This is a genomic window from Azospirillum sp. VT-I1, assembly GCF_055698305.1.
In genome coordinates this window covers 220017-233782 of the sequence record NZ_CP168802.1, presented here as the reverse complement: position 1 = coordinate 233782, position 13766 = coordinate 220017, and the positions used below count along the sequence as shown (strand labels likewise).

General features: G+C 69.7%; 13 protein-coding genes and 1 pseudogene. 8 read left to right on the top strand and 6 right to left on the bottom strand.

From position 1 onward, the window contains the following. The first annotated feature begins 26 nt into the window (after positions 1-26). From AB8P05_RS15175 to AB8P05_RS15140, 8 genes and pseudogenes are all read left to right on the top strand, one after another. Positions 27-1103: an apurinic/apyrimidinic endonuclease family protein gene (locus AB8P05_RS15175; RefSeq protein ID WP_472759919.1), complete on the top strand. Its 1077-nt coding sequence runs from the start codon at positions 27-29 to the stop codon at positions 1101-1103. Between the two features lie 73 nt (positions 1104-1176). Then, on the top strand, positions 1177-2445 hold the full coding sequence (locus tag AB8P05_RS15170; RefSeq protein ID WP_472759918.1) for a PAS domain S-box protein: 1269 nt from the start codon (positions 1177-1179) through the stop codon (positions 2443-2445). Beyond that, positions 2439-2738, top strand: coding sequence for an ATP-binding protein (locus AB8P05_RS15165; RefSeq protein ID WP_472759917.1), 300 nt, complete (start codon positions 2439-2441; stop codon positions 2736-2738). The genes AB8P05_RS15170 and AB8P05_RS15165 overlap by 7 nt, the downstream gene beginning before the upstream one ends. Further along, positions 2728-3426 (top strand): response regulator transcription factor, encoded by a 699-nt coding sequence (locus tag AB8P05_RS15160; protein WP_472759916.1) that lies wholly within the window; start codon positions 2728-2730, stop codon positions 3424-3426. Before AB8P05_RS15165 ends, AB8P05_RS15160 begins: the two co-directional genes overlap by 11 nt. Before the next feature lie 124 nt (positions 3427-3550). After that, positions 3551-3973 carry a response regulator transcription factor gene (locus tag AB8P05_RS15155; protein ID WP_472759915.1) on the top strand — a complete coding sequence of 141 codons (423 nt, stop codon included), beginning with the start codon at positions 3551-3553 and terminating at the stop codon, positions 3971-3973. Positions 3974-4129: 156 nt separating this feature from the next. Next, a complete protein-coding gene (locus AB8P05_RS15150) occupies positions 4130-4858 on the top strand; it encodes a helix-turn-helix domain-containing protein (protein WP_455173229.1) in 729 nt (242 codons plus the stop codon). Between the two features lie 168 nt (positions 4859-5026). Next, a pseudogene (gene adhE / locus AB8P05_RS15145) lies at positions 5027-7686 on the top strand (bifunctional acetaldehyde-CoA/alcohol dehydrogenase). A 158-nt stretch (positions 7687-7844) separates the two neighbouring features. Then, complete coding sequence (locus tag AB8P05_RS15140; RefSeq protein ID WP_472759914.1) at positions 7845-8084, top strand: hypothetical protein; 240 nt, start codon at positions 7845-7847, stop codon at positions 8082-8084. A 21-nt stretch (positions 8085-8105) separates the two neighbouring features. On the opposite strand, the gene AB8P05_RS15135 is transcribed toward AB8P05_RS15140, so the two are convergent. From AB8P05_RS15135 to AB8P05_RS15110, 6 genes are all read right to left on the bottom strand, one after another. Then, positions 8106-8873: an amino acid ABC transporter ATP-binding protein gene (locus AB8P05_RS15135; protein WP_472759913.1), complete on the bottom strand. Its 768-nt coding sequence runs from the start codon at positions 8871-8873 to the stop codon at positions 8106-8108. Next, positions 8870-9550, bottom strand: coding sequence for an amino acid ABC transporter permease (locus tag AB8P05_RS15130; protein WP_455173226.1), 681 nt, complete (start codon positions 9548-9550; stop codon positions 8870-8872). Before AB8P05_RS15130 ends, AB8P05_RS15135 begins: the two co-directional genes overlap by 4 nt. A gap of 93 nt (positions 9551-9643) precedes the next feature. After that, positions 9644-10417, bottom strand: a complete 774-nt coding sequence (locus AB8P05_RS15125) for an amino acid ABC transporter substrate-binding protein (RefSeq protein WP_472759912.1) — start codon at positions 10415-10417, stop codon at positions 9644-9646. A gap of 237 nt (positions 10418-10654) precedes the next feature. Then, complete coding sequence (locus AB8P05_RS15120; RefSeq protein WP_472759911.1) at positions 10655-12043, bottom strand: ABC transporter ATP-binding protein; 1389 nt, start codon at positions 12041-12043, stop codon at positions 10655-10657. Continuing rightward, positions 12040-12834: an ABC transporter permease gene (locus AB8P05_RS15115; protein WP_472759910.1), complete on the bottom strand. Its 795-nt coding sequence runs from the start codon at positions 12832-12834 to the stop codon at positions 12040-12042. The genes AB8P05_RS15120 and AB8P05_RS15115 overlap by 4 nt, the downstream gene beginning before the upstream one ends. Further along, positions 12831-13763 carry an ABC transporter permease gene (locus AB8P05_RS15110; protein WP_472759909.1) on the bottom strand — a complete coding sequence of 311 codons (933 nt, stop codon included), beginning with the start codon at positions 13761-13763 and terminating at the stop codon, positions 12831-12833. The genes AB8P05_RS15115 and AB8P05_RS15110 overlap by 4 nt, the downstream gene beginning before the upstream one ends. Positions 13764-13766: the final 3 nt, after the last annotated feature.

The window sequence follows — 13766 nt, the reverse complement described above, 5'->3', positions numbered from 1 at the left end:
GCCCGTCCGCTTCACGTTGCCGACCGATGCCCGACAGCTCTCCGATCCCGCCTTCGTCCGCCCCCCGCTTCGGCTGGTGCTGCCAGTTCGTGCCGCCCGATGGCGATGCCGGCCTTGCCAAGCGCATGAATCCCGGCACCGTCACCATCGCGACGCTGAGCAAGCTCGGCCCCTCCCGTGCCGAGGAGAAGCTGACGGAGGTGCTGCGCCGCAACCTGCTGGCCCTGCATCTGCAGCTGGACGAGGTCGCCCGGCATCCGGCCTACCGCCGCCTGCTGCGCGTCAACAGCGGGCTGCTGCCGGCCTACACCCACGAGGTCGGACGGCCGCTCTACCGCCAGCCCGGCATCCAGGCGCTGGTGCAGAGCGGGCTGGAGCATGCCGGCCGCAAGGCGATGGAGGCGGGCATCCGCATCGGGCTGCACCCGGACCAGTATTGCGTGCTGAACAGTGCGAACCCGTCCACCCTCGACAATGCGGTGGCGGAGCTGGAATACCATGCCGACATCCTGCGGATGATGGGGCTGGCCGGCGGCTGGCACCCGCGGGGCGCCCACGTCAACATCCATGGCGGCGGGCGCGGGGAGGGGATCGCCGGCTTCCGCCGCGGCCTCGCCCTGCTGTCGGAGGACGCGCGCAACCTGCTGACCGTCGAGAACGACGAGATGTCCTTCGGCCTGGACGACCTGCTGCCGCTGGCCGACGCCGTGCCGATCGTGCTCGACCTCCACCATCATTGGGTCCGCACGCAGGGGGAGTATCTGCGTCCCGACGATCCGCGCATCGCCGTCGTCATCGGCTCCTGGCGCGGGGTGCGTCCGGTCGCCCACATCAGCGTGTCGCGCGAGGATCTGCTGGCGGACTGGCCGGCCGACAGCCTGCCGGACTATGCCGCGCTGGCGGCGCGCGGGCTGACGACGAAGGATCTGCGGGCCCACTCGCAACGCATGTGGAACCGCGCCGTCAACCGGCTGGTGGCCGACCATCTCTCCTGGGCCGATTTCGAGGTGGAGGCCAAGGCCAAGAACCTCGCGGTCGACGATCTGGAGCTGGATGCGCTGGGCAGCGGGGCGGTGTCCGCCTCGCCCGATCTGCAGCCTTGACCCACGGTTGCACTCAACTACTCTGGGGGTGGAGACGGACGACAGCCGATTGATATCATGTGAGGGTTTGGACGTGGCCGACGACATCCGGGATGAGAACCTGGACGCTCTTTCGCAGTTGCAGGCGATGCTGGACACCGTGCCCGACGGGATCGTCATCATCGACGCCCGCGGCCGGATCAAGACCTTCAACCCTGCGTGCGAGCGGCTGTTCGGCTGGACCGCCGCCGAGGTGATCGGCCGCAACGTCAAGATGCTGATGCCGTCGCCTTATCAGGAGGAGCATGACGGCTATCTGGAGCGCTACCACCGCACCGGCGAGCGCCGCATCATCGGCATCGGCCGCGAGGTGACCGGCCTGCGCAAGGACGGCTCCTGCTTCCCGATGGATCTGTCGATCGGCGAGGCGAGCCAGGACGGCGCCCCCGTCTATATCGGCATCATCCGCGACCTGACCGAGGCCAAGCGGGCGGAAACGGCGCTGCGGGAGCGCGAGGCCCGCCTGACCTCCATCCTGGAGACGGTGCCCGAGGCGATCATCGTCATCGACGAGAAGGGTCTGATCGAATCCTTCAGCCCGGCGGCCGAACGTCTGTTCGGCTATGCGGCGGCGGAGGTGGTCGGCCGCAATATCAGCATGCTGATGCCCTCGCCCTACCGCGAGCAGCATGACGGCTATCTGGAGCGCTACGGCCGGACGGGGGAGCGGCGCATCATCGGCATCGGCCGCATCGTTTCCGGCCAGCGGCGCGACGGGTCGGTGTTCCCGATGGAACTGGCGGTGGGCGAGGTGCTGCTGGCCGGCCAGCGCCGCTTCACCGGCTTCGTCCGCGACCTGACCGAACGGCAGGCCACCGAACGGCGCCTGCAGGAGCTTCAGTCGGAACTGCTCCATGTCAGCCGGGTCAGCGCCATGGGGCAGATGGCCTCGACGCTGGCGCACGAGCTGAACCAGCCGCTGACCGCGGTCATAAACTACGCCAAGGCGGCCAAGCGGCTGATGGAACGGCCGGAAACCGTGGCCAAGGCGATGGACATGGTGGACAAGGCGAGCGCCCAGGCCACCCGCGCCGGCCAGATCATCCGCCACCTGCGCAGCTTCATCGAGAAGGGCAAGACCCACCGCTCGGTCGAGCCGCTCAACAAGGTGGTGGAGGAGGCGAGCGCGCTCGCCCTGGTCGGCGCCAAGGAGCGGGAGCTGCATGTGCGCTTCGACTTCGACGCCGCCGATCCGCTGGTCCTGATCGACAAGGTCCAGGTCCAGCAAGTGATCCTCAACCTCGTCCGCAACGCCATCGAGGCGATGGCGCAGGAAGCCCGGCAGGGGCGCAACGGGTGCTGACCGTCCACACCGGTGCCGAGCCGGGCGAGCCCGCCTTCCGCCGCGTCGCCGTCAGCGACAGCGGCCCCGGCGTGCCGGAGACGGTGCGCGCCCAGCTGTTCCAGCCCTTCGTCACCACCAAGAGCAGCGGCATGGGGCTCGGCCTGTCGATCTGCCGGTCGATCATCGAGGCCCATGGCGGACGCCTGTGGCTGGAGCCGGCGGCCCCTCCGCCCGTTTCGGGCGCCAGCTTCGTCTTCACCGTTCCGCTGTCCGCATCCGATGCCACTCAGGAGGCCGGCGATGCCCGCTGACGCCACGCTTCATGCGGACTCCGACCTTACCGTCTTCATCGTCGACGACGACGACGCGATCCGCGATTCCCTGGAGGTTCTGCTGGACTGCGCCGGCTTCCGGGCGGAGAGCTTCTCCACCCCGCTCGCCTTCCTGGACTCCGGCGCGCCGTCGCGGCCCGGCTGCCTGCTGGTCGATGTGCGGATGCCGCAGATGAGCGGCCTGGACGTGCAGGAACGGCTGACCAGCGGCGGCCACGCCATGCCGGTGGTGGTGATGACCGGCCATGGCGACGTGCCGCTCGCCGTGCGCGCCATGAAGGCGGGGGCGGTCGATTTCGTCGAAAAGCCGTTCGAGGAGGAGGCGCTGCTCGCCGCCGTGCGCTCCGCCCTTGCCCTTGCCCGCGCGGCGGACAGCCGGAGGGCGGAAGCCGCGCAGCCCGCTCCGGCCCCGGAACAGCCGGCCCCGCCGCCCGCCGCCCCGCCCGAGGTTCTGGACCGCCTCGCCGCCCTGACGCCGCGGGAGCTGGATGTGCTGCGCTGGCTGGTGGCCGGCAAGTCGAACAAGGTCATCGCCTTCGAACTGTCGATCAGCCCGCGCACCGTTGAGATCCACCGCGCGCGCGTGATGGAGAAGATGCGGGCCGACAGCCTGCCGACCCTGGTGCGCATGGCGATCGCCGCCGGCGTGGTCCCCGGCGGCGGGTGATCTGCATCAAAACAGCGCCGCATACGCAATGGTCCGTATATCGGCGCCCTCCCCGGACTTTTATCTTCCATGACGCGCCGCACCCTTGGCGCCGTTATGTCTGCATGGAAGTTCGGAGGCTGTCATGGATCACCTGGGCAACAAGCCGGGCAACGGGCCGGGCGTAGAACCGGGTGCCGGAATCGTCCACATCGTCGACGACGATGAGCCGGTCCGCGACTCCCTGAAGGCCCTGCTGGAAGCCTTCTCCTTCGACGTGCGTGATTTCTCCTCCTGCCGGGATTTCCTCGATACCTTCGACGGCAACCCGCAGGGCTGCCTCGTTCTCGACCTGCACATGCCGGTGATGAGCGGGCTGGAATTCCTGGAGCGCCATCGCGGCGACCTGCACGGGATGCCGGTCATCATGGTGTCCGGCCGCGGCGACCCCGCGACCTTCGCCCGCGCCAGGGAGGCCGGCGTGCTGGCCGTGCTGGAGAAGCCGTTCGACGAGGACCAGCTGATCGACATGCTGAACGGCCTGATGCCGTCCCCCGCCGCCGCCTGATCCCGTACGGTCCCCTACGTAGGTACACTTACGTACGCAAACTTCCTTAGGTACATCACCGAACTGCACAGGGCAGCGGGGGATCGATAGCTTCGGGTCATCAAGTGCACCCCGGAACGAACCGGAGCGCACCGCACCGCAAAGGTCGAGGCCACCATGTCCACGCACGCCGCCATTGCCGCCCACGCCAACCGCGCCGTTCCTGGTTACCTGGTCTCCGCCCTGGCGATGACGCCGACCGCCGCGATGGGCGCCGCCGTCCAGCCGCGCAATCCCGCCGACCCTCTCGCCAGCCTGGGCCACGCCAAGGTCTACGAGCGCGAGACCACGGTGTTCAGCGAAGGCGATGCGGCCGGCTCGGTGTTCCGTGTGATGAGCGGCATGGTCCGCCTCTACAAGATGCTGCCCGACGGCCGGCGCCAGATCATCGGCTTCCTGCAGGCCGGCGACATGATGGGGCTGGCCTTCGCCGCCCAGTATCTCTACACCGCCGAGACCGTCACCGCGACGACCATCCAGCGCATCCCGCGGCTGGAACTGGACGCCCTGATGGACGCGCAGCCGGCCTTCGCCCGCAAGCTTCTGTCGGCGACCACCTCGGAGCTGATGGCGGCGCAGGACCAGATGGTTCTGCTGGGCCGCAAGACCGCCGCCGAAAAGGTCGCCACCTTCCTCCTGCGCCTCAGCAACCGCAAGGGTGGAGAGCGCACCATCGACCTTCCGATGGGACGCAGCGACATCGCCGACCATCTGGGCCTGACCACCGAGACCGTGTCTCGCACCCTGACCAAGCTGAAGTCGACCCGCCTGATCCGCATCCTGGTCGGCGGCAAGCTGGAATTGCTGGACAGCGACGCCCTGGCCGATCTCGCCGGCGGCTTCTGACCCTTACCGCCTGATTTTCAACAGTTCCGAAGAACCGGCCGTGCGCCGGACGCCACGGGCGTCCGGGATCGCAGCGGTGCGCCCGAACGGCGCATCCAACGGCCATTCCGAACCCATCACCGCGACGGCGTCACGGCGTTCCTCGCGGACAGCAAGTGGATGATGACCATGACCGTCACGACCCTTTCCGATCTGAACGCCCTGATCTCTCGGGTCAAGGCGGCCCAAGCGCGCTTTGCCGACTACCCGCAGGAGAAAGTGGACCTGATCTTCCGCAGCGCGGCGCTGGCCGCCGCCGACGCCCGCATCCCGCTCGCCAAGATGGCGGTGGCGGAGACCGGCATGGGCGTGATGGAGGACAAGGTCATCAAGAACCACTTCGCCGCCGAGTACATCTACAACAAGTACAAGGACGACAAGACCTGCGGCGTCCTCTCCGAAGACAACGACGCCGGCATCCTCACCATCGCCGAGCCAGTCGGCCTGATCTGCGGCATCGTCCCCACCACCAACCCCACCTCCACCGCCATCTTCAAGGCACTGATCGCGCTGAAGACCCGCAACGGCCTGGTCCTCTCCCCCACCCCCGCGCCCGCAAATCGACCTGCGAGGCCGCCCGCCTCGTGCTCGCCGCCGCGGTCGAGGCCGGCGCCCCCGACGACATCATCGGCTGGATCGACGAGCCCTCGCTGGAGCTGTCCAACGCCGTCATGCACCATCCCGACATCAACCTGATCCTCGCCACCGGCGGGCCGGGCATGGTCAAGGCCGCCTATTCGTCGGGCAAGCCCGCCATCGGCGTCGGCGCCGGCAACACGCCTGCCGTCATCGACGAGTTCGCCGACATCAAGCGCGCGGTGGCCTCCATCCTGATGTCCAAGACCTTCGACAACGGTGTGGTCTGCGCGTCGGAGCAGTCGGCGGTGGTGGTCGATGCCGTCTATGACGCCGTGCGCGACCGCTTCGCCCATCATGGCGGCTACATTCTCTCGGCCCGCGAGGCCGACGCCGTGCGCAAGGTCCTGCTGGTGGACGGCCACCTGAATGCCGACATCGTCGGCCAGCCCGCCCATGCCATCGCCGCCATGGCCGGCCTGACCGTCCCCCACGCCACCAAGGTGCTGATCGCCGAGGTTTCGGACGTCGACGACAGCGAGCCCTTCGCCCACGAGAAGCTGTCGCCCACCCTGGCGCTCTACCGCGCCAAGGACTTCATGGAGGCCTGCGACAAGGCGGCCGCCCTGGTGGCGCTCGGCGGCATCGGCCACACCTCCGCCCTCTACACCGACCAGGACCAGCAGGCCGAGCGCATCCGCCATTTCGGCGACAAGATGAAGACCGCCCGCATCCTGATCAACACGCCGTCGTCGCATGGCGGCATCGGCGACCTCTACAACTTCCGCCTCGCCCCGTCGCTGACGCTGGGCTGCGGATCGTGGGGCGGCAACTCGATCTCCGAGAATGTCGGGCCGCAGCATCTCATCAACAAGAAGACGGTGGCGAAGAGGGCGGAGAACATGCTGTGGCACAAGCTGCCCAAGTCGATCTACTTCCGCCGCGGCTGCCTGCCCTTCGCGCTTGAGGAACTGCGCGGCAAGAAGCGCTGCCTGATCGTCACCGACCGCTTCCTGTTCGAGAACGGCCATGTCGCCGACAGCGTCCGCGTCCTGAAATCCCTCGGTCTTGAGGTCGAGACCTTCTTCGAGGTCAGCGCCGACCCGACGCTGGCGGTGGTGCGCAAGGGCGTCGCTCTGGCCAACGCCTTCCAGCCCGACGTGATCCTGGCGCTGGGCGGCGGTTCGCCGATGGATGCGGCCAAGATCATCTGGGTGATGTACGAGGCGCCCGACGTGGCGTTCGAAGACCTCGCGCTGCGCTTCATGGACATCCGCAAGCGCATCTACACCTTCCCCAAGCTGGGCGTGAAGGCGCAGCTGGTGGCGGTGCCGACCACCTCGGGCACCGGCTCCGAGGTCACGCCCTTCGCCGTGGTGACCGACGAGCGCACCGGGACCAAGTATCCGATCGCCGATTACGAGCTGACGCCGACGCTGGCGATCATCGACGCCAATCTGGTGATGGACATGCCCAAGGGCCTGACGGCGGCGGGCGGCATCGATGCGGTGACGCACGCGCTGGAGGCCTATGTCTCGGTGGTGGCGAACGAGTACACCGACGGGCAGGCGCTGCAGGCGCTGAAGCTGTTGAAGGAGAACCTGCCGTCAGCCTACCGCAACGGCTCGAAGGACCCGAAGGCGCGGGAGCTGGTTCACAATGCGGCGACGCTGGCCGGCATCGCCTTCGCCAACGCGTTCCTTGGGGTGTGCCATTCGATGGCGCACAAGCTGGGGGCGGAGTTCCACCTGCCGCACGGCATCGCCAACGCGCTGCTGATCGCCAACGTGATCCGCTACAACGCGGCGGACATCCCGACCAAGCAGACGGCGTTCAGCCAGTATGACCGGCCGAAGGGCGTTGCGCGCTACGCGCAGATCGCCCGCCATCTGGATCTCGGCGGCAGCCGCGACCATGAGCGGGTGGAGAAGCTGATCGGCTGGGTGGAGGAGCTGAAGCAGGCCTTGGAGATCCCGGCCTCGATCCAGGCGGCGGGGGTGCCGGAGGCGGCGTTCCTGGCGCGGGTCGATGCGATTGCCGAAGCCGCCTTCGACGACCAGTGCACCGGCGCCAACCCGCGCTATCCGCTGGTCGCCGAGATCAGGCAGCTGCTCATCGACAGCTACTATGGGCGCGCCTATGCCGAGCCGGAGAGCGACCGGAGCCCGGCTGCGCTGAGCGTGGTCGGCGCCACGAAGACGGCCGCCGAATAAAGCGCAAGCGCAACGCCGCATGACCGCCGGGGGCCGCCGGGCCGGGGTGAAAGCCCCGCCCCCGGCGGCCCCCGCTTTGCGTTCCGGCTGCAACGCGATGCGGCCCCGGTCCGTTGATGGTGGAGGACAATCTCCAACGCCATCGAGCAGGAGCCGCCATGACCAAACGCTATTTCCCGCCGAGCCACGAGATCAACGAAGGGGCCGACATTCCCGGTGCGACGGGGAAGGGCGGCACTCCCGGCGCGTCCGCCCGGCGGGCCACGGCACCACAGGCCGATGACGGACTGAGCGGCGGCGCCGACGCCGGCAACACCGGCGCCGGCCATGCCGGCGGCGATGTCGAAAGCGGCGGCGTCATCCGCAGCCCGGACAAGCCGGCCAAGCGGCGCAAATAGCAGGCAATCCCGCCGGCCGCTTCAGACGCCTTCGCCCTGCTGCCCCTGCTGGGTCAGGGTGGCGATGAAGCGCTGGGTGCGTTCGCGCTTCGGGTGGGTGAACAGCTCGCGCGCCGGACCGGTCTCCACCACCTCGCCGCCGTCGAGGAACACCACCTCGTGCGCGATGCGCGAGGCGAGCCGCAGGTCGTGGGTGGCCATCACCATGGTGGTGCCCTCCGCCGCCAGCGTGCCCAGCACCTCCACCACCTCGCCCGACAGTTCGGGGTCGAGCGCGGAGGTCGGCTCGTCGCACAGCAGAACGCGCGGCGACGGGGCCAGCGCGCGGGCGATGGCGACGCGCTGCTGCTGGCCGCCCGACAGGGTCGCCGGCCACGCATCCGCCTTGTGGGCCATGCCGACCTTCTGCAGCAGGGCCATCGCGCGCTCCCGCGCCTTCTCAGCCGGCCATTTCTGCACGGTCACCAGCCCTTCCATCACATTCTCCACCGCCGTGCGGTGGGGGAAGAGCTGGAAGTTCTGGAAGACCATGCCGGTCTGGCCGCGCAGACGCTGGATGTCCTTCCAGGCGGGCTTGCCGCCGGGCTGGAAGGCCAGCTCCTCCTCGCCGATGCGCACGGTGCCGGAGGTCGGGATCTCCAGCAGGTTGATGCAGCGCAGCAGCGTGCTCTTGCCGCCGCCCGACGGGCCGATCAGCGCGGTGACGCGCCCTTCCGCCACCGTCACGGACACACCCTTCAGCACGGTCAGGTCGCCGAAGCGCTTTTCGATGTTCGACAGCCGGATCACGACTTCGCCTCCAGGAAACCGCCATACTGGTTGAGCCGGCGTTCCAGCCGGACCTGCAGCGCCGACAGGATGGAACTCAGCGCCAGATAGATCAGCGCCGCCTCCACATACAGGATCAGCGGCTCGTAGGTGGTGGCGACGATGCGCTGGGCGGCCTGGAACAGCTCCGGCACCGTGATGGCGGCGGCGAGCGAGGTGTCCTTGACCAGCGAGATGAAGGTGTTGGACAGGGGCGGCACCGCGACGCGGGCGGCCTGCGGCAGGATGGTGCGGCGCATCGCCTGCGACCAGTTCATGCCGATGGAATAGGCGGCCTCCCACTGGCCCTTCGGCACCGACCCGATGACCGCGCGGATGATCTCCGAGCTGTAGGCGCCGACATTCAGCGTGAAGCCGATCAGCGCCGCCGGGAAGGCGTCCAGCACGATGCCGGCACTGGGCAGGCCGTAGAAGATCAGGAACAGCTGCACCAGCAGCGGGGTGCCGCGGATGATCCAGACATAGAAGCGGACGATGGCGGCCAGCGGGGCCGGCCCGAACAGCCGGATCACCGCCGCGACCAGCCCGACCGTCAGGCCCAGCGCGAAGGAGGCCAGCGTCAGCGGCACGGTGAAGGCCAGCGCCGCCCACAGCAGCGACGGAAGCGAGTCCGCCATCAGGGTAAGCCAGTGCAGCAAGGGGAAAGGTGCCTCTCGTGGTGAAGGAACGACAATGCCCCCGGCCCGGACGGGGCAGGGGGCATTGGAGATGGTCCGGTGTCTGCCGGGCCGTTACTTGGAAACGTCGGCGCCGAAATACTTCTGCGAGATCGTCCCGTAGGTGCCGTCGGCCTTCATGGCGGCCAAGGCCTCGTTGATGGCGGCGACCAGCTTCGCCTCGCCCTTGCGGACGATGATGCCGGACTGGTCGGCATTGTCCTGGGTCGCGGCGATCTTCACGTTGGCGTTCGGCTTCTGCTTCTTGAAGTCCAGGAAGGACAGGCTGTCGTTGACCGTCGCGTCGGCCCGGCCGTTCAGGACCAGCTGGATCGACTGGTCGAAGCCGTCGGTGCCGACCAGCTGCGCGCCGGAAGCCTCGGCCAGCTTGCCGAAGTTGCTGGTCAGCGACTGCGCCGACTTCTTGCCCTTCAGGTCGTTGAAGCTCTTGATCGCGTCGTTGTCGCCGCGCACGATCAGCACCGCGCGGCTGGTGATGTAGGGGTCGGAGAAGTCGTATTTGGCCTTGCGCGCCTCGGTGATGCCGACCTGATTGATGACGGCGTCATAGCGGCGGGCGTCCAGGCCGGCGATCAGCCCGTCCCACTTGCCTTCCAGGAATTCCGCCCTAACGCCGATGCGCTTGGCGACCTCGCGCCCGATCTCGACGTCGAAGCCGACCAGCGCGCCCGACGCGTCATGGTAGGTGAAGGGGGCATAGGTGCCCTCGGTGCCGATCTTCATCACGCCGTCGGCCTTGATGCGGTCGAGGTCGCCCTGGGCCTGCGCTGCGGAGACGGCGGCGACCTGCAGAAGGCCGGCGACGAGAAGCGATTTCAGCCAATTCATCGGTTGATGCCCGGTGTTTATGGAATGGGTATTGGGTTGGTCCGCCACCTCGTGGCGCTCTTCGGCGCTGGGCGGTTCCTGTCACGCTACAGGAAAGAATATTCCCTAACAAGGGAATCCAATACCTATTTAGCACATATCAACTGTGCTTTGTGCGTACCGCAAATGGATCGGAATGGGAAATCGCCTCCCCGCCGCCGGCGGCACGACCGGCGGCGGGGAGGCGACGTCGCGCCGTCAGGCCAGCGCGATCCGCCGGTCGGCGGTGCGGTCGAGAAGCCCGCGGTCGTGGCTGACCAGCAGGACGGCGCAGCCGCGGTCCCGCGCGATGCCGGTCAGCAGCGCCACCGTCTCCTGCTGGGTGACGAGGTCGAGGCGGGAGGTCGGCTCGTCGGCGAACAGGAACACCGGGTCGAGCAGCAGCACCCGCAGCAGGGCCAGCCGCTGCAGCTCGCCGCCCGATACCTCGCGCGGGCGGCGGTCGAGCAGGGCGGGGGACAGGCGCAGCCGGTCCATCAGCCGGTCCACCTCGGTCCAGTCCAGCCGGTGCAGCCGGACCAGATCGGACAGCGCCTGCCGCAGGCTGGCATGGGGCGGGAAGGCCGCCGGCGGGTCCTGGTAGAGCTTCTGGAAGCGGTGCCGCCCGATCCCCGGCTTGCGCCACACCGATCCGCGGTCCGGCTGGACGAGGCCGAGCAGCAGGCCGCCCAGCGTGCTCTTGCCGCAGCCGCTGGGGCCGCCGACGCCGACGATCTCGCCGGCCCGGATTTCCAGGTCGAGCCCGTCGAACAGCGCTTTCCCGCCGCGCGTCTTGGCCAGACCCTCCGCCCGCAGCACCACGTCGCCCGCCGGCCGGGGCGGCAGCTTCGGCCAGGAGGAGGGTTCCGCCGCCAGCAGGCCGCGGGCATAGGCGCTGCGCGGCGCCCGCAGCACCTCCTCGGCCGGGCCCTGTTCCACCACCTCGCCCTCGCGCATCACCATCACGTCGCCGCCCAACTGGCGGGCGACCGCCACGTCGTGGGTGATGGTCAGCAGGCCGCCGCCCTCCTCCACCTCGCGGAGCAGCAGGGCGACCGCGTCGTCGCGGCGGTCGGCGTCGAGCCCCTTGGTCGGCTCGTCGGCGATGACGATGCGGGCCCGGCCGGCGCGGGCGGCGGCGAAGGCGACGCGCTGGGCCATGCCGCCGGACAGCTCGCCCGGCAGCTTGCCGAAGGCGTCGGCCAGCCCGAGATGCGCCAGATCCGCCCACGCCGCCGCGTCGGCATCCGCCGCCGTCCTGCCGGCGACGAGGCGGTGGGTCTCCGCCACCTGGGCACCCGCCCGCATGGTCGGATCCAGCGCGAGCCAGGGCTCCTGCGGCAGCAGGCCGATGGTCCGGCCCCACAGCGCCCGGCGCTCGCCCGCCGGCATGGCCAGCAGGTCGCGGCCGTCCAGCAGGACGCGGCCGGCGGCGGTCAGCCCGTCCGGCAGCACGCCCATGATCGCCTGGGCCAGCAGGCTCTTGCCCGATCCGGTCTGGCCCAGGATGGTCAGCGGGCGCCCGGCCCGCAGGGTCAGGCCGGTCGGCCGCAGGATGGCATCGGTCGAGACGACCGTGAGATCCTCGACGGTGAGCAGGACGGTCATGGCTTGCGGCTCCCCGCCAGGAGGTTGAGGGACAGGACCAGCAGGAAGACGGCCAGGATCGGCTGCAGCAGCACCCACGGCGCCTCGTCGTAATAGGGCAGCAGCTCCGTCATCATCAGCCCCAGCTCCGCCGTCGGCGGACGCACCCCGACGCTGACGAAGCCGAGAGCGGCGATGGCGAGGATCGCGGTGGCGGCGCCGAAGGCCGCCAGCGTCAGCACCACCGGCGCGATCTCCGGCCACAGATGGCGGCGCAGGATATAGGCGGGGCCGAAGCCCAGCAGCCGCGACGCCTCGATCTGCGGCGAGCCGGCCAGCGTCCGGGTGGTGGCGCGCACCACGCGGAAATACTCAACCCACAGCACCAGCGCGATCCCGACATAGAGCGTCCACAGGTTGCCCGGCGCCAGCGCCGTCAGCAGCAGGACCAGCAGAAGCCCCGGCAGGGCCAGCACCGCGTCGGCGACGACGCCCAGCCCCCGGTCGACCCAGCCGCCGCGCCAGCCCGCCGCGATGCCCAGCAGCACCCCCGGCACCGCGGCCGACAGCACGCCCAGCAGGGCGAGGCTCAGCGACAGCCGCAGCGCCGCCGCCAGCCGCGCCAGCATGCTGCGGCCGAGATGGTCGGTGCCCAGCGGCTCGGCCCAGGACGGGGCGGCCAGGATGGCGCCCAGATCCTGCCGGTTGGGATCGGCGCCGGACAGCAGCGGAACCGCCCAGGCGAAGGCGGCGACCGCCGCCAGGACGGCCAGTCCGGCCATGCGGCGGCCTTGGAAAACACGGCTCATCATGCCCGGACCCTCCGCGGGTCGATGGCGGCGCAGGCGAGGTCGACCAGCCCGTTCAGCAGGACGAAGGTCAGCCCCATCACCAGCGCGGTGCCCTGGATCATCGGCACGTCGCGGGCGATGACGGCATGGACCAGCGCATGGCCGATGCCCGGCCAGGCGAACAGCGTCTCGACCACCACGACTCCCTCGATCAGATAGATCAGCTGCACCCCCTGATAGGCCAGCACCGGCACGCCGATGTTGCGCAGCCCGTGGCGCAGGAAGGCCGCCCGTTCCGGCAGGCCCTTGGTCCGCGCAAAGGCGTAGTAGGGGGAGCGGACGACCGCCAGCGTGGCGTCGCGCGTTACCCGGCTCGACACCGCGGCCATCCCCAGCGCCAGCGTCAGCGCCGGCAGCAGGCCGTGCGCGGCACTGTCGTGACCGGCCACCGGCAGGGCGCCCAGCCCGACCGCCACCAGCAGGATCAGCAGGATGCCGACCACGAACTGCGGCACCGCGCGCAGCGCCGTCGCCAGCACCAGCGACGCCCGGTCGACCAGCCCGCCGGGACGCAGCCCGGCCAGGATGCCGAGCGGCAGCCCGAGCAGCGTGGACAGCAGGACCGCCGTCAGCGCCAGCCGGGCGGAATGGCCGAGCTGGTGGGCGATCTCCTCGACCACCGGGTCGCCGCTGACCAGCGAGCGGCCGAGGTCGAAGCGCAGCAGGTCCCACAGCCATTGGCCGAGAGCGACGGCCGCCGGCCGGTTGAGGCCCAGCTCGGCGCGCACCGATTCGGCCGCGGCGGCGGTGACATGGTCGTAGCCGTAGCGGCCGGCGGCGATGCGGAAGGCCATGTCGCCCGGCAGCATGCCGGTCAGCAGGAAGGTCAGGACCCCCACCGCCAGGGCGACCAGCACCGCCTGCAGCAGCCGGTGCCCGACCGCCTTCATCAG